A 15,940-nucleotide genomic window follows, 5' to 3' on the forward strand; every position below is an offset into this window, starting at 1 on the left:
CGCAATGCAGAAAAGCAGCCGCCGACGCCGAGAAGGCGCCTCGAACTTAAAGTCTATAGAAATAGTAGTGTTACACGCCGCCTGTCAATTGGAAATCGGAAGTGATGGTAATAATGATGAAATCTGCCGTCTTTTGACGTAAACTATCAAGCGTTGGCCGAGGGTGAAAAACAAGGCCAAAATACTTGTCTCTCAAGGGTTTTTCCAGCTTGTTCAAATTCCGTTCATGCTGGCCGTGCAATAGAGGCAATTAGCTTTTTTGGCGATGTCGGGATTCGGCACCGCTTTGTGTGTGTCGACGGTCCGAGATGATTACGCAAAAGGCAAAATATGCGCTGCGGGCGCTAACGGTTCTGGCGGAAGCCGAGTCGGACGAACCCGTCATGATTTCCGACATTGCCGTGCAGCAGAAGATCCCAAAGAAGTTTCTGGAACAGATCCTGCTCGACCTGAAGCATCATGGCATCGTCGCCAGCCGCCGCGGCAAGCAGGGCGGCTATCTGCTGCTGAAGCCGGCCCACAACATCACCTTCGGCGAAATCCTGCGCGTCATCGACGGCCCCATCGCGCCGCTGCCATGCTTGTCGATCACCGCCTACCGCAAGTGCGACGATTGCGATGGCGAGCAGACTTGCCAAATTCGTCACGTCTTTGCCAAGGTAGCGGACGCCACCCGCAAGGTGCTGTTCTCTACGACGATCGCCGATGCCGTCAGCACCAAGCGGGGTGCTGAAGTCACTCGCCTGCTTGCCTGATCCGTTTTCCTCCCACTCACCGATCTCTGGGAATCGGTGGGTGCACTTTTTATCTCCACCGATGCTCCACCTGGCAGCGCATGCGGCTAGGGGAACCTTCTCTGAGACGATTGCCCCTGATTTCGCTTAGCAGCGCCCACGCATGAATTGCAGCGTTGCCTCGGCAACCCGTTGACCGAGGTGGCGGGCGGTTGCGAGGTCAGCTTCGGGCGGCGCGATCTCAGGACCTTCATCGACATTCGATTGCGCTGCCGCGCCAAGCCAGAAACCCAGCCGATTGAGCTCCTCCTTCGAGCCAAAGGAGGAGTTGTTTGCCGGCGGCAGGTCCAGGTTGATCCAGTGCATGCCATGCTGGGCGGCAAAGAGGGCAATCTGCATCAGCGTCGCAAGCTTGTCGCCCGCCTGAGCGCCTGAATTGGTAAAGCCGGCGGCGATCTTGTTCTTCCAGCGATAACCTTGCGCCATGACGGCATGCGAGCTTGCCTCCTGAAAGGCCTTGAAAGCGGCGGTCGGCCCGGCGACATAGGTTGGCGCACCGAAGATGATCGCCTCCGCCGCCGCGAGATCATCCCAGCGGTCCTGCGCTTCTTCTGTTGTCAGCAGCAGCCCGCTCATGGTGTCGACCCGATCGATACCGGCCTTCACCGCCCGCGCCTGCCGCGCTGTGTGGCCGTAACCGCTGTGATAGACGACGGCAATGTTTGTCATGGGTGATCTCCTATGATTTGAAAAATTAATACCTGCCTCCGCGATGGAATGCGGACTGGCAAAGGCTGTGAGATGTCCGGTGCGCCCTAATGCAGGACGTTCTGCTCCAGATGCGCGAGCTTCTCAGGATTACGGGTCACATAGATTGCGATGATCCTGTCGCCGTCGATCTGCAGGGCTGTGGTCTGCAGCCGACCGCCTTCCTCGATGCTGACAAAGCCCGGCAGTCCGTTGACGAGGCCATAGTGCAGCAGTCGCGACATGTACGCGCTGAAGATCGGAGCCAGGGCTGCAAAGAGCTTCATCACCTTGTCGCAGCCGATAACCGGCCGCCGCGGGGCTGCCGCCTTGCCGCCACCGTCTGTGTAGACAGTTGCATCTTCGGCAAGCAGCGCCTGCAACGCCTCGATATCACCGCTGCGTGATGCCGCGAAAAAGGCGGAGGCGATCTGCATTCCATGATCTGGCGGCAAGGTATAGCGAGGCCGTGCGCTTCGCACATTGGCCCGCGCCCGGCTGGCAAGCTGGCGACAGGTTGCAGGCTTGCGCCTGATCGTCGCGGCGATCTCCTCGAAGCCGACGCCGAACACATCGTGCAGTACGAAAACTGCCCGTTCGAGCGGCGAGAGCCGTTCCAGCGCCATCATAAGCGGCAGCGTGACGTCGTCGATATCCTCTTCCGGAGTGACGATGAGCGGCTCCGGCAGCCATGGACCTATATAGGTTTCGCGCCGGCGCCGGGCCGATTTCAGCTGATCAAGGCAAAGCCGCGTCACGATCCGGTGCAGAAAAGCTGCCGGCTCGCGAACCGCGTCGCGATCGGCATCGAGCCAGCGCAGGAATGCCTCCTGAACGATATCTTCGGCCTCTGCCACCGAGCCCAGCATGCGATAGGCGACCCGCGTCAGTCGCGGGCGCAGCGGATTGAAGGCCGCAATGGCATCTGTTCCCTCTGCCGCCGTCATCGCTCAGCCTCTCTTTCGTCCAGCTTCGCCATCGCCATCTCCTACTTGGTCCATTCGAGAAGGCTGGACGAGATCAGGGGCCATTTGTGACATGCTGTCCAGTTTTTATTCGCTTCGGCCAAGACGCGCTCGACAGAGAGGAGTTGTTTAAGACTCAACAGCGCGCTATTTTGCATCGCGATTGCAACGCATGAGGCAGATCATGAAATCGGCATCGCTCCCATCCCTTCGCGTCGATCCTGAATTGCGCGCCGCCGCAGAAAGCGTTTTGAAAGAAGGCGAGTCCTTGTCGTCGCTGATCGAGGACTCCCTTCGCCGTCAGATCGATTACAGAAAGACCCAGGCGGAATTCATTGCACGAGGGCTAGCCGGCTTGGCGGGAGCGGAACGCACGGGTGTCTATCACACGGATGCCGACGTCATGGAGCTGATACGCAAGAAGCTTGAAAAGGCGAAAGCGCGCAAGGCCGCTCAACCGAAATGACCTTCGAGCTGAAGTATACTCGAACCTTCTATGAGGATTTGGAGCGGCTTTCCGACTTTCTTATCGAACACGATCCGGATCTGGCGGAACGTGCCATCAGCGGCCTTCAAAAAGCTCTGATGATACTGCAGGACTTTCCGCTGATGGCGCGACGCGCATCTGCGGATGATCCGTTCCTACGTGAACTTGTCGTCCCGTTCGGCTCAGCCGGGTATGTCATTCTTTTCAAAGTGACCGATGAAGCGACCGTCATCGTGCTTGCCATTCGTCATCGGCGCGAAGAAGACTATCACTGACTATCGGTCGCTCACCGCAGCCCGAGGATTGCTCCACGGCTCCTGATTGGAGCGCGCCAACAGCTGTTTGCCGAGAATATGATCTGCGGCCTTCTCGCCCGTCATGATCGACGGACCGTTGAGATTGCCGTAGGTCACATGCGGGAAAATGGAACTGTCGGCGACACGCAGGCCGTCGACGCCGATCACCCGCGTATCGGGATCGACAACCGCCATCGGATCGTCCTTCGCGCCCATCCGGCAGGTGCCGCAGGGGTGATAGGCACTCTCCAGATGCTCGCGCAGGAAGGTGTCGATCTGATCGTCTGTCTGGACCTTCTCGCCCGGCTGGATTTCCGGGCCGCGATAATGGTCGAAGGCCTTCTGGCCGAATATCTCGCGAGTCAGGCGCACGCAGTGACGGAACTTCTCCCAGTCTTCGGCGTGGCTCATATAGTTGAAGCGCAGCACAGGGTCGGCCTTCGGCTCGGCCGAGCGGAGCGTCACGTTACCGCGCGATTTCGAGAGATTGTAACCGACATGGACCTGGAAGCCGTGGGTATTGGCGGCCGCCTTGCCGTCGTAGCTGATGGCGACCGGCAGGAAGTGATACTGGATATCGGGCTGTTTCAAGCCAGGGGCCGAGCGCAGGAAGGCGCAGGATTCGAACTGGTTGGAGGCCCCAAGCCCGCCCTTGGAGAGCAGCCACTGCGCACCGGCGACACCCTGCCAGAACCAGGGCAGCCAGGAATAGAGCGACACCGGCTTGGTCGAAACCTGCTGGAAATAGAATTCCATATGATCCTGCAGATTGGCGCCGACGCCGGGCCGATCGACCTTCACCTCGATGCCCATGTCCTTCAGATGCTGGCCAGGGCCGATGCCTGACAGCATCAAAAGCTTCGGCGAGTTGAAAGCGGAGGCCGAGACGATCACCTCGCGGTTCGCCTTGACGATCTCGATTGCACCGCCGCGCTCGATTTCCACACCCGTCGCGCGTCCGTCCTCGATCACGATCTTGCGAGCAAAACCTCGAACGAGTTCAACGTTCGGACGCCGCAAAGCCGGCTTCAGATAGGCATTTGCGGCCGACCAGCGCCGGCCGTGATAGATGGTCTGCTCCATCAACCCGAAGCCTTCCTGCTTCGAGCCGTTATAATCCTCTGTCGTTTCAAAGCCCGCTTCCCGCCCGGCCGCGATGAAGGCGTGGAAGAGCGGGTTCTTCATCACGCCGCGCTGCACATGCAGTGGCCCGTCGGTTCCGCGCCAGCCTTCCTCTCCGCCCTTGGAATTTTCCATGCGCTTGAAATAGGGCAATACGTCAGCATAGGCCCAGCCACGCGCGCCGAGCGCTTCCCATCGGTTGTAGTCCTCGGCATGGCCGCGCACATAGACCATGCCGTTGATCGACGACGAGCCGCCGATCACCTTGCCGCGCGGTGCGGTGATGCGCCGGTTGTTGAGGTTCGGCTCGGGTTCGGAGAGGTAGCCCCAATTATAGCGCTTCATGCTCATCGGCCACGCAAGCGCTGCCGGCATCTGGATGAACGGCCCGAAATCCGAGCCGCCTGCCTCGATGACGATAACCGTGTTCTTGCCGTCTTCCGAGAGCCGGTAGGCCAGAGCCGAGCCTGCCGAGCCGGAGCCGACGATGACGAAATCTGCCTGTTGCATGCTGTTCCCTTTGGATTGTCGTGTGCAACGGATCGTGTGAATTTCCCCTCCCCGACCCCTCCCAACAGGGGGAGGGGCTTAACTTGCCGCTCTGTCTTGCTACCCATCACCACCACAACGGATGAGGTCGAACGAAACGATGCGGCTCGTTAGTCCCTCCCCCTTGTGAGAAGGGTTGGGGAGGGGACTTTATTAGTAAGGCGAGGCGACCGGCCCCATGCCGACATAAACCGTCTTCAACTCGCTGTAGTGTTCGAGTGCCGCCAGCGAATTCTCCCGCCCAAAGCCAGATTGCTTGGAGCCGCCGAACGGGATTTCCACCGGGCAGAGATTGTAGGTGTTGATCCAGAGCGTGCCGGCTTCGAGCTGATCGACGACGCGATGCGCACGGGTCAGGTCGGCGGTGAAAACGCCGCCGGAAAGGCCGAATTCCGTGGTGTTGGCGCGCTTGATCACTTCAGCTTCGTCGTCGAAATCGAGTACGCACATGACCGGCCCGAAAATCTCCTCGCGGGCGATCGTCATGTCGTCGGTCACATCGGCAAAGACGGTCGGCTGCACATAATAGCCTTCGCCGGTCACGTGATTGGGAATGCCGCCGCCGGTCACCAGCGTTGCGCGCTCGGCCTTGCCCTTTTCGATGTAAGACAACACCTTTTCGCGCTGAGCCCAGGAGACCATCGGACCGAGTTGCGTGGCCTCGTCCATCGGGTCTCCGATGAGGATCGACTCGGTCCGCGTCTTCAATCGCTTCAGGAACTCGTCCTTGATCTTCTTCTGCACAAAGACGCGTGTACCGTTGGAGCAGACCTGGCCCGTGGAATAGAAATTGCCGAGCATCGCGCCGCCGACGGCGCTATCGAGGTCTGCGTCCTCAAAGACGATTAGCGGCGATTTGCCGCCGAGCTCCATCGTCACATGCTTGAGCTGACCGGCGGCGGCGGCAGCCACCTTGCGTCCTGTCGGGACCGAACCGGTCAGCGAGACCTTGGCGACATCGGGATGATTGACGAGCAGCGGCCCGGTGTCCCTGTCGCCCTGGATGACGTTGTAAAGTCCCTTCGGCAACCCGGCTTCATGCAGGATCTCGGCGATGGCAAGCGCGCCGAGCGGCGTGGTTTCCGAGGGTTTGAAGACCATGGAATTGCCGGCGACCAGCGCCGGTGCGCCCTTCCAGCAGGCGATCTGCTGCGGATAATTCCAGGCACCGATCCCGACACAGACGCCGAGCGGCACGCGCTTCGTATAGGCAAAGTCCTGGCCGAGCGGGATGTGAGAGCCGTTCAATGCCGCCGGTGCGATGCCGCCGAAGAATTCGAAGGCATCGGCACCCGAGGTCGGGTCGGCTACGATGGTTTCCTGGATCGGCTTGCCCGTATCGAGCGTTTCCAGCTCCGAAAGTTCGCGGTTGCGCTGGCGCATGATCTCGGCCGCACGTTTCAGCACCCGCCCGCGCGCCATCGGGCTCAGTGCGGCCCACTCCGGCTGAGCGCGCTTGGCCGCGGCGATCGCCTTCTCGACGATGGCGGGTGTCGCGGCGTGGAGCCGGGCGATCACTTCGCCGGTGGCCGGATAGATGCTTTCGATAACGGTGCCGCTTTCATCTTCGACATATTCCCCGTCGATGAAATGCGATGCTTTCGGCTGGGCTTTCATGTCATTTGTCCTTGGCGGTTCGATGTGGTCGTCCCTTCTGCTCCACGGGAGAAGGGGAAGTGGCGGTCAAAAGCGCATTCACGTAATCCTCTGTCAGCGCGATCGAGGCTGTAATGCCGATCGGCGCCGATTTCAGACTTTGGCGGATATAGAGCCCATCGATCATCGCGGCTGCGCCCTCGGCGATGCGTTCTGCGGCATCGGCAGGGCAGAGCGCCTTGAGGGTCGCAAGCAGATTCGAACGCAGGCGCCGTGCATAGATGACGAGGAAACGTCGTGTCTCTTCCGATCGCTGAGCCTCGGCATAGAACGCAAGCCAGGCGGCGATCGTCTGTGGCGCGAACTGATCGGCATGGAAGCTGACGCGGATAATCGCCGAGATGCGCTCGCGCGGCGTTGCCGCTTGCTTCAGCGCCGTCACCGCGTCGTTGCGCAACTGCCGCAGAAGGAAGCGGATGGTCTCGATCAGCAGCTGTTCCTTGCTGCCGAAATAATGATGCGCAAGGGCAGGCGATACGCCAGCGCGCCGGGCGATGTCGGACATGGTGACGGTCAGCGAGCCGCGATCGCCGATCACCCGAAGCGCTGCATCGACAAGCGCCTTGCGGCGCAACGGCTCCATCCCGACCTTCGGCAAATCCAGTTTCCTCCGTGAATGTCTCAACCGTATTTTTGATTGACTGATCAATCAATAAAAATCTTTCGCGCGGTTGATTTGAGTCACCTCTTTCCGCGCGGAATTGCTGCAGCATATGATCAACAATCAGGAGGTGAGCCAATGGCCAGTGTGTTCAATGAAATGCCCACATCCTCAACGCTGCGGTCGAAATGGCTGTGGTTTGTCGGTCTCGGCCTGCTGCTTCTCATTTGTGGTCTCATTGCTCTCGGCAATCTGCTGGTCGCTACCGTAGCTTCGGTCTTTTATGTCGGCATGCTGATGCTGGCAGGCGGGATCATCTATCTCATTCACGCCTTCCAGGTGCGCAGCTGGGATCATGTGCTCTTCTGGGCTTTGAGCGGCGTGCTTTACGTGCTTGCCGGCATCTGCGCCTTCATCAATCCCATCCTCACATCGGCCATTTTGACGCTGTTCTTGGCGATCGCACTGCTCGTTGCAGGCATTTTCCGTCTCTTCGTCGGCATGCGCATGCGGCCGCTCAAGGGCTGGGGCTGGATCGTAACAAGCGGCATCATCACCACTCTCGCGGGCTTCGTGATCGCGCTCGGCTGGCCGGTCAACAGTCTCTGGATCCTCGGTCTTTTCTTGGCAATCGATCTCATCGTACAGGGCTGGACAATGGTTGCCTTCGGCCTCGGCATTCGGTCTTGAAGCTGCGGAACGAGGCGGCCGGATGGCCTGATCGGCCCGTTTCCTTTTTGACAAGCAGACGCCGGGGGACTAACATTTCAAGGTTGAAGGCCGGCTCCCGAAGAGGGCCGGCTCCTGTGCTGAGGCACTTCGGCATTGGCGCGCGTCGCCCTGCAAAGCCGAAAATGGACCCCCGTCGGCAGTCTCTGCCGAAAAGAATGGGAGGAGAATTCCATGCCAATGGTCACCGTTTCCATCTCACCGCTCCAGGCAGCCGGTATCCGTGATGCCGTCGATCAGGGCGGATACGCATCGAGCAGCGAGGTCGTGCGCGAGGCGCTGCGCATGTGGGATGCCGCCCGTAAATCGGGTGGATGCCACCACGACATTTCGGTCGACGAAAGTGCTCCTCGCGGCAGCAGATGCGTTGCCGACATGTTCGCCGATCATGAAGCGGGACACAGCCGCTCCGCCTAAGTAAGCTATTGATTATAAAATGAAAATATAATGATCGCTGGCCGCGCAGGGAAGTTTGCGCGTTTCACAAAAGTTTCACACTGACGAAAGGGTTCGTTGACCCTTCTGCTCCACTGTCCGGCCGAAAAAGAAAAGGTCACAGTGGAGATTGGCATGTCTTTGGCTGCCAGCGTCGAACCGGGTGTCTTGCGTCGTTACGCCAGCGATCAGATCGTCACCCTCGCCAAACTCGTCGTCGAAAATGCGTTCCAGCCGATCGTCGAAGCCGGTACCGGCACCGTTTTCGGTTATGAATCCCTCATGCGCGGGCAGGAGCGCATCGGGTTCGAAACGCCGATCGAAATCCTCGACGAGGCCTATCAACACGGGCAGCTTCTGCAGCTCGAGCAGATGGCCGCCAATCGTGCGCTCGCCAAATTCGCCACGCTGTCGAACTTCGCGACCGCAACGCTGTTCCTCAATCTCGACGTCCGCCTCATCCCGCAGGGCAACCGCCTGGTCGAGAGCCTGCTGCTGCAGCTGAAAACGGCGAATATTCCGCCGTCCTCCGTCTGCTTCGAATTCTCCGAACGTTTCGACAATACCAGCGTGCCCGAGTTCGCCGAACTCGTACTGCGGCTGCGCAAGGCCGGTTTCAAGCTGGCGATCGACGATTTCGGGGTCGGTCATGGCGAGATGAAGCTGCTCTGCGATTATTCCGTAGATTACCTGAAGATTGATCGTCACTTCGTCGCCGACATCGATCGCAGCCCGCGTAAGCGGCACCTACTGAAGAGCATCGTCAACATGGCGCATGTTCTCGGCACCCGCGTGATCGCCGAGGGCATCGAGACGGAAGCCGAATTCATCGTCTGCCGCGATTATAGCGTCGACCTCGTGCAGGGCTGGTTCATCTCCCGCCCGTCGACGCATCTCTCCGAGCTCGTGCCTGCCTTCCCGCATCTGCAGGAGCTCGGCAAGAACAAGGGCAACAGCCAGTCGCTCGACGAAATCCTCATCCGCAAGCAGATCGAAATGCTGCCGACCGTCTATGAGAGCGATGCCATCGACACCGTCTTCGAACTGTTCCGCCGCAACCCGCGCCAGGCATACTTCCCGGTCCTGAACGCCAATGGCGAGCCGCGCGGCATCATCCACGAGCATCACCTCAAGGAATATATCTACCAGCCCTTCGGCCGCGATCTCCTGAAGAACAAGGTCTACGAACGCACCATCTCGCATTTCGTCGAGCGAGCCCCGATCGTCGGCCTCGACAGCGACGCCGATCGGCTCATGACGATCTTCGCCAATATGGAAGGCAGCAACTGCCTGATCCTCACCGACAACATGCGTTACGCCGGTGTCGTTTCCGCCGCCTCGCTGATTAAGGTCATCAATGAGAAGCAATTGAAGACGGCGCAGGACCAGAACCCGCTGACCGGCCTGCCCGGCAACCGCGCCATCCGGGATTTCATGCGCCATTCAGGCCGCGATGGCGATGAAGTGCGCCATTTTTGCTATTGCGATTTCGACAATTTCAAGCCTTTCAACGATTCCTACGGCTTTCATCTCGGCGACCATGCCATCTCGCTTTTCGCCGCGCTGATGCGCCGTTACTTCTTCGCCGAGCGCCATTTCCTCGGCCATGTCGGCGGCGACGACTTCTTCATCGGTGTCGTCGGTTGGATGAAGGAGGAACTGACGGAGATCCTCGATCGCCTTATCAGCGATTTTCACGATGACGTGGTCGATCTCTACACGGATGAGGACCGCGCCGCCGGCCGCATCCGCGGCCACGATCGTGCCGGAGCGGACGCCTTCTTCCCGCTGATGCACTGCTCTATCGGCGTTCTCGAACTGCCCGAAGGTCTCGTCATCGACGATATCAATCGCGTCGGCGCGGAGATTGCTCTCGTAAAGTCTGCCGCCAAGGAAGATGAAGACGGCCTTGTATTTCATGTGTTAGGCGAGGCGAATTGACGCCTCTGCCACTTCCGGCCTTCCCAAGCTCCGGAGCCTGATTTATCTCGAGAACCCGGGAATAGGGAGAGCCGGTCATGTCATTGCCGTCCCATATGCGTTTTGTGGATTTGCCGTCATTCGGTGGGCCGGAGGCGATGGTTATTGCTCAGGGACCGCTACCGGTTCCCGGTGAAGGCCAGATCCTCGTCCGCACCGAAGCGGTCGGCGTCAACCGCCCCGATATTGCCCAGCGCCAGGGCAGCTATCCGCCGCCGAAGGATGCGAGCCCCGTTCTCGGATTAGAACTTGCCGGAGAGGTCGTTGCGATCGGCCACGGCGTAACCGGCTATTCTTTGGGCGAGAAGGTCTGCGGGCTCGCCAATGGCGGCGCCTATGCCGAATATTGCCTTCTGCCGACCGGCCAGGCTCTGCCTTTCCCTAGAGGTTATGATGCACTGAGGGCAGCGGCCCTTCCTGAAACCTTCTTCACCGTCTGGGCGAACCTCTTTCAGATGGCCGGCCTGACGGAAGGCGAAAAGGTGCTTGTTCATGGCGGCTCCAGCGGCATCGGCACGACTGCGATTCAGCTGGCTCGGGCCTTCGGCGCCGAGGTCTATGCGACCGCCGGCTCGAGGGAGAAGTGTGAGGCCTGTGAGAAGCTCGGCGCAAAACGCGCGATCAATTACCGGGAAGAGGATTTCGCCGCGGTCATCAAGCAGGAGACCAGCGAGGGCGTCGATATCGTACTCGACATGATTGGTGCGGCCTATTTCGAAAAGAATATCGCCTCGCTGGCGAAGGATGGCTGCCTTTCGATCATCGCCTTCCTGCGGGGTGCGGTTGCCGAAAAAGTCAACCTGGCGCCGATCATGGTCAAGCGCCTGACGGTGACCGGCTCCACCATGCGCCCGCGCACGGCGGAGGAAAAGCGGGCGATCCGCGACGATCTTCTCTCCGAGGTCTGGCCGCTGCTGGAAGCCGGCACGGTTTCGCCCGTCATCCACAAGACCTTTGCTTTCGAAGATGTGGCTACCGCCCATCGGCTGATAGAAAGCAGCAACCACATCGGCAAGATCATGCTGAAGCTCGCCTGAGAGACAGCGCAGCGCCTGTCGCGATCAGTCCCGGTAATGCCATGATAAGATAGAGCCAGTTCGCCGCCGAGAGCGCGCCGGCAATGCCGCCCGGCTCAACCAGACCCGCGCCATTGGCGATGACGCCGGCAAACGCCGCGCCGAAAGCGCTGCCGAGCGAACTTATTGTCGGGATGGCCGCCGAAGCCTTGTCCTGCTCGCTGTCGGCCACCAGCTTCAGCACCTTGGAAACCAGGTGTGCCCAGCCGAGGCCGACGCCAAAGCCCATCATGAACATGGCGATCGCCGCTGGCCCGAGGATTGCCAGATTCGCTTCCGGATTCTCGTGCGCAAGAAAAACGGCGAGCACCGCTGTCGCAACGGCTTGCGTTATGCAGCCTGCCACGATCGCCGCATTGGCTTTGCGGCCGGAGAATGAGCCGCTGAAGAAGGCTGCGACCGTCCATCCGAGCGCGACAAGCGCTACCAGGTAGCCGGAGATCAACGGCGTCACCCCGTGCAGGATCTGCAGGAAATAGGGAATGAAGATATCGCTGACGAGGACGAAGTTCAGGCCGAGCATGGTCAGATACACCCGCGAGATCGGCTGGCCGAGCGCCACCGCGCCTGATGGCAGCAGCCGGTTGTCTCCCTTGCGTTCCACGACGAGCATCGCGCCGATGGCGACGACCGAAACGGTGACCAATCCGATTTTTGCGATCATCGCCTGGACCGTACCTGCCGTGCTGATGAGCAGCACCGCCGCAAGCAGCAAGCAGATCTGCAAGACAGGCATCTTCGTCTGTTCGCGGTCGTCCTCTGCCTGGGGTAAAAGCCGCGGCGCCAGCAATGCCATCAGCACGCCGAGCGGAACGAGCACGGCGAAGGCGTAGCGCCAGGCGCCGTCATGCGCGAAGAAGCCGCCAAGCGTCGGGCCAATGACGGTCGAAACACCCCAGATTGCCGCATAGAGCGTCGACGCTTTGGGCCAGAGCGTCTCGGGATAGACAAAGCGAATGAAAGCGTAACAAAGGGCAGCGAGCGCGCCAGTGCCGAACCCCTGCACCGTTCGGCCAATCAGCACGACGGGCATCGAGGGTGCCCCGGAGCAAAGCAGGCTGCCGATGCCGAAGATCACCGCCGCCAGGACATAGACGCTACGCAGAGTGATGCTTCTCGGCCGCATCGCCGTGAAGATCGATCCCAGTATGGTGGCGGCCACATAGAGCGTCGTTACCAGCGAAAGCAACTCCAGCCCGCCGACGTCGCGCACGATGCTCGGCGCGATCGTCGCCGTAATATAACTTTCGACGGCAGCGAGCGTCATGCCGCCACCGAGCATCAGCGTCGCTGGCAATAACGGGGGAGAAAACAGCTGAAAGACAGAAGTTGATGAGCCTGGTGGCTCCAATGCAGTCTCGGACATAATGAAATCCTTGAGTTTTTCCCAACCTATGATTATTTTCCAAGTTATGAATTGGAAAATTGCATGAGCTACGGATTAAAACAAGAGATAACTTGGAAAATATGCGTCAGTCACCCGTCAACCGCATCCTGATCCTGTTGAAGACCGAGGGGCCGCAGCTCGCTGCCGCGGTTGGCGATGCACTCGCCATATCAGGCGAGGCCGCCCGCCAGCAACTTGCCAAAATGGCGGAAGAGGGCTTGGTCGAAGCCGTCACGGTTGCCGCCAAGGGCAGGGGACGACCGAGCCAGCTCTGGCATTTGACGGCCGAGGGCAACCGACATTTCCCGGATGGTCATGCCGAACTGACCGCAACCCTTTTGACGACTATGGTCGAGCAGCTCGGACCCACCGCGCTCGATAAGGTTATCGTCGCCCGCGAAAATGAAACATTGCAACGCTATCGCAACGAACTCGCAGGCCGGTCAGACTTAGCCGCACGTGTCGAAGGGTTGGCCGCCATCCGCAGTCGCGAGGGCTATATGGCCGATAGTTGGCAGGAAGAGGACGGGTCTTGGATGCTGGTGGAAAACCATTGTCCGATCTGTGCGGCGGCGGCGATTTGCGCCGGCTTCTGCCGCTCGGAGATCGAAACCTTCCGCAGCGTGCTTTCGGCCAATGTCGAGCGTAGCGAACATATCCTGCTTGGCGCGCGCCGCTGCGCCTATCGGATCACACCGGCGCAGGGCAATTCCCGGAAAAGATGTCGTGCGGAATTGCGAAATCAGAGCCTCTAGGCAAATTGGCGCAGGCGACTGCCGCTTTCCAGATAGAGCAAGATCACGATGGTGGCGATACCTGCAGCCGCCCCGACAAAGGCGCCGTGCCGGAATAATCCGTCACGGCTGTTCCGATTGCAAAAAGGCCAGCGGCAACGCCGATGCCGATAAAGGTGTTGAGCGATATGAGCGAGCTGCCAAGGCCAGGCCGATCGGCGATGAGATCCTGAAGATAGGTTATCGGCAGGCTGAGGATGGCTGCCGCACCGCATGCGTTCAGACCGAGCAGCGCATAAAGCTGCCAAGGCGCGGTCGCGAAACCGAGCAGCACCAGATAAAGGCAATAAAGCGCTGAGCCGAAAGCCAATACATGCACAGTGTGGAAGCGCCGCTGCACCAGCCCCCACATCATCATGAAGGGCATTTCGAGGAAGGCCGTCAGGCCCGACAGGAAGCCGACATCGACGACGCTGCCGCCGATCTTGTGCACGATGATGAGCGGCGAGACCATTCCGCTCAGCCGCTGCAGACCAAGCAGCAACGACATCACGAACACGCGGATGAAAACATCAGGCGCAAAGACCCGTTTCAGCGACGCGAAGAACCCCGGCTGGTTAGGGATCGTCTCGCGCACCGGGCCATTGCCGGGCGCGAAGAAGAAATAGAGACAGAAGCAGATGAGGCTGGCCATCGCCGCGACCCCGTAGGCCGGCGTCATCGACGGTGATGTCACCAGTGCCAATCCGACAAGGCCAGGTGCCACGGCCCAGGAACCGGAATAGAGCGCGCGCACCGTCGAGGTGATCGCGACCGCCTCGCTGCGGGCGAGCTGGTTGGTGCGCGCCCTGACGCTGGCAAACAGCAGTGAATAGGTGGAGTTGCTCATCGGCACGAGGAAGAGCACCGAGAAGACGAAGACTGCAGGACTGTGAATGAGCGCGATCGATCCGAAGCCGATCATGCCGGCAACCGAAAGCGCAAGTACCAGCGGCCGCCGTTCCCTCAGCCTGTCCGACCATATGCCGAGCGTGAGGCTGATCGCGACATTGACGACGGCGGCAAAAAACACCAGCGCCGAATAGGCGCCGTCGCTCATGCCGAGCTCACTGATCCCGATGATCGACTGGTAGGGAACGGTCGAGGCATAGGTGAAGGCGAGTGCCACGAGGGTGGCGGTCGGAATACGGATGCGGCTGTCGCGGATGATGGAAGAAAAGGAAGATGGCATGAGAACGAGTCCTGACATCGAACGTTTAACCCCATCGTACTTGCACAGAAAACGATAGTTTGCCGCAACCGCCGTCACTTCATGTGATAGGTGTTTAGATGCTGTGATCGGCCGGCATGCAGCGCAAATTTCGTTGGCTTTCAGAGAGCGAGAGGATATGCCTTCGGCCTTCAAACCCACAATCCGGATTCTTGCCCATGCTCAATCCCGTCCTCGTTGAAGTCACCCGAGGCTCGCTCGTCGAAAGCCGCCATCGCGGATCGGTTGCGGTCGTGGATGGCGACGGCCGTGTCGTCTTTTCGCTGGGGGATATAGAGGCGGAAGTCTTCCCGCGCTCGGCCTGCAAGGCGATGCAGGGGCTGCCGCTCGTCGAGAGCGGCGCTGCCGATGCCTATGGCTTCGGTGACAAGGAGCTTGCGCTCGCCTGTTCCTCCCACAGCGGCGAGGACGAGCATGTGGCGCTTGCCGCCTCCATGCTGTCGCGGGCCGGCCGCGATGTGGAAGCGCTGGAATGCGGCGCGCACTGGTCTTCGGAGCAGAAGACACTAATCCATCAGGCCCGCACGCTGGAGAAGCCGACCGCGCTTCACAACAATTGCTCCGGCAAACATGCCGGCTTCATCTGCGCCTGCTGCCATCAGGGCATCGATAGCAACGGTTACATCGGCTACGATCACCCTCTGCAGCAGCAGATTCGCGACGTGATGGAAAACCTGACGGGCACAGTACTCGGTCATGATGTCTGCGGCACCGACGGCTGCTCCATTCCGACCTATGCCGTGCCGCTGAAAGCGCTCGCGTGTGGCTTCGCCAAGATGGCGACCGGCATTGGCCTTGGCCGCGAGCGTGCGAAAGCCTCCCGCCGGCTCATCGAAGCCTGCATGGCGGAGCCGTTCTATGTCGCCGGCACCGGCCGCGCCTGTACGACGCTGATGCAGATCGCCCCTGGCCGCATCTTCTGCAAGACCGGTGCGGAAGGCGTTTTCTGCGCCGCCGTTCCGGAGCACGGCATTGCGATCGCGTTGAAGTGCGATGACGGCACCACCCGTGCCGCTGAGGCCATGGTCGCCGCCACGCTCGCCCGCTTCTTCGAGAGGGGCGGCAAGGAAGAGGTTGCGCTGACTGCGATGGCGAATAAATCGATGCGCAATTGGAACGGCATCCATGTCGGCGATATCAGGGTGACCGACGCTTTCGCCTGATCGCTACCC

15 protein-coding genes and 1 pseudogene are annotated in these 15,940 nt (G+C 60.2%); 9 read left to right on the forward strand and 7 right to left on the reverse strand.

The window, feature by feature from the left end; genetic code table 11:
- Window positions 1-308: 308 nt before the first annotated feature.
- Window positions 309-755: an Rrf2 family transcriptional regulator gene (locus FHX15_RS23650; RefSeq protein WP_184400807.1), complete on the forward strand. Its 447-nt coding sequence runs from the start codon at window positions 309-311 to the stop codon at window positions 753-755.
- Between the two features lie 126 nt (window positions 756-881).
- Here the strand turns inward: FHX15_RS23650 and FHX15_RS23655 are convergent, their stop codons facing one another.
- A complete protein-coding gene (locus tag FHX15_RS23655) occupies window positions 882-1,463 on the reverse strand; it encodes a flavodoxin family protein (protein ID WP_184400808.1) in 582 nt (193 codons plus the stop codon).
- Between the two features lie 86 nt (window positions 1,464-1,549).
- Window positions 1,550-2,428, reverse strand: coding sequence for a sigma-70 family RNA polymerase sigma factor (locus FHX15_RS23660; protein ID WP_184400809.1), 879 nt, complete (start codon window positions 2,426-2,428; stop codon window positions 1,550-1,552).
- Between the two features lie 202 nt (window positions 2,429-2,630).
- On the opposite strand from FHX15_RS23660, the gene FHX15_RS23665 reads away from it, so the two are divergent.
- Both FHX15_RS23665 and FHX15_RS23670 read left to right on the forward strand, forming a co-directional pair.
- Complete coding sequence (locus FHX15_RS23665; protein ID WP_184400810.1) at window positions 2,631-2,912, forward strand: YlcI/YnfO family protein; 282 nt, start codon at window positions 2,631-2,633, stop codon at window positions 2,910-2,912.
- On the forward strand, window positions 2,909-3,208 hold the full coding sequence (locus tag FHX15_RS23670; protein WP_184400811.1) for a type II toxin-antitoxin system RelE/ParE family toxin: 300 nt from the start codon (window positions 2,909-2,911) through the stop codon (window positions 3,206-3,208). The genes FHX15_RS23665 and FHX15_RS23670 overlap by 4 nt, the downstream gene beginning before the upstream one ends.
- Here the strand turns inward: FHX15_RS23670 and betA are convergent, their stop codons facing one another.
- The 3 genes from betA to betI form a co-directional block, all read right to left on the reverse strand.
- Window positions 3,209-4,861 carry a choline dehydrogenase gene (gene betA / locus FHX15_RS23675; RefSeq protein ID WP_184400812.1) on the reverse strand — a complete coding sequence of 551 codons (1,653 nt, stop codon included), beginning with the start codon at window positions 4,859-4,861 and terminating at the stop codon, window positions 3,209-3,211.
- A gap of 192 nt (window positions 4,862-5,053) precedes the next feature.
- Window positions 5,054-6,517, reverse strand: coding sequence for a betaine-aldehyde dehydrogenase (gene betB, locus FHX15_RS23680; RefSeq protein WP_184400898.1), 1,464 nt, complete (start codon window positions 6,515-6,517; stop codon window positions 5,054-5,056).
- Between the two features lies 1 nt (window position 6,518).
- Window positions 6,519-7,154, reverse strand: coding sequence for a transcriptional regulator BetI (gene betI, locus FHX15_RS23685; RefSeq protein ID WP_246779047.1), 636 nt, complete (start codon window positions 7,152-7,154; stop codon window positions 6,519-6,521).
- 141 nt (window positions 7,155-7,295) lie between these two features.
- Here betI and FHX15_RS23690 point away from each other — a divergent pair, with 141 nt between their 5' ends.
- The 4 genes from FHX15_RS23690 to FHX15_RS23705 all read left to right on the forward strand — a co-directional run bounded on the left by FHX15_RS23690 (window position 7,296) and on the right by FHX15_RS23705 (window position 11,338).
- Window positions 7,296-7,847, forward strand: coding sequence for an HdeD family acid-resistance protein (locus FHX15_RS23690; RefSeq protein WP_184400813.1), 552 nt, complete (start codon window positions 7,296-7,298; stop codon window positions 7,845-7,847).
- A 213-nt stretch (window positions 7,848-8,060) separates the two neighbouring features.
- Complete coding sequence (locus FHX15_RS23695; protein ID WP_184400814.1) at window positions 8,061-8,303, forward strand: amino acid ABC transporter; 243 nt, start codon at window positions 8,061-8,063, stop codon at window positions 8,301-8,303.
- A 153-nt stretch (window positions 8,304-8,456) separates the two neighbouring features.
- Complete coding sequence (locus FHX15_RS23700) at window positions 8,457-10,262, forward strand: GGDEF domain-containing protein (RefSeq protein WP_210290822.1); 1,806 nt, start codon at window positions 8,457-8,459, stop codon at window positions 10,260-10,262.
- A gap of 77 nt (window positions 10,263-10,339) precedes the next feature.
- Window positions 10,340-11,338, forward strand: coding sequence for an NAD(P)H-quinone oxidoreductase (locus FHX15_RS23705; RefSeq protein ID WP_184400815.1), 999 nt, complete (start codon window positions 10,340-10,342; stop codon window positions 11,336-11,338).
- Here FHX15_RS23705 and FHX15_RS23710 read toward each other — a convergent pair.
- The gene (locus tag FHX15_RS23710) at window positions 11,319-12,743 is read right to left on the reverse strand and encodes an MFS transporter (RefSeq protein ID WP_184400816.1); all 1,425 of its coding nucleotides are present in this window, start codon (window positions 12,741-12,743) and stop codon (window positions 11,319-11,321) included. The genes FHX15_RS23705 and FHX15_RS23710 overlap by 20 nt on opposite strands.
- A gap of 101 nt (window positions 12,744-12,844) precedes the next feature.
- Here FHX15_RS23710 and FHX15_RS23715 point away from each other — a divergent pair, with 101 nt between their 5' ends.
- A complete protein-coding gene (locus tag FHX15_RS23715) occupies window positions 12,845-13,519 on the forward strand; it encodes a helix-turn-helix transcriptional regulator (RefSeq protein WP_184400817.1) in 675 nt (224 codons plus the stop codon).
- Here FHX15_RS23715 and FHX15_RS23720 read toward each other — a convergent pair.
- Window positions 13,516-14,729 (reverse strand): annotated as a pseudogene (locus FHX15_RS23720) (MFS transporter). The gene FHX15_RS23715 and the pseudogene FHX15_RS23720 sit on opposite strands and share 4 nt — an antisense overlap.
- Before the next feature lie 197 nt (window positions 14,730-14,926).
- On the opposite strand from FHX15_RS23720, the gene FHX15_RS23725 reads away from it, so the two are divergent.
- Window positions 14,927-15,931: an asparaginase gene (locus tag FHX15_RS23725; protein WP_184400818.1), complete on the forward strand. Its 1,005-nt coding sequence runs from the start codon at window positions 14,927-14,929 to the stop codon at window positions 15,929-15,931.
- The last annotated feature ends 9 nt before the right edge of the window (window positions 15,932-15,940 follow it).

Source organism: Rhizobium sp. BK650 (genome assembly GCF_014195325.1).
Lineage (GTDB): Bacteria > Pseudomonadota > Alphaproteobacteria > Rhizobiales > Rhizobiaceae > Rhizobium.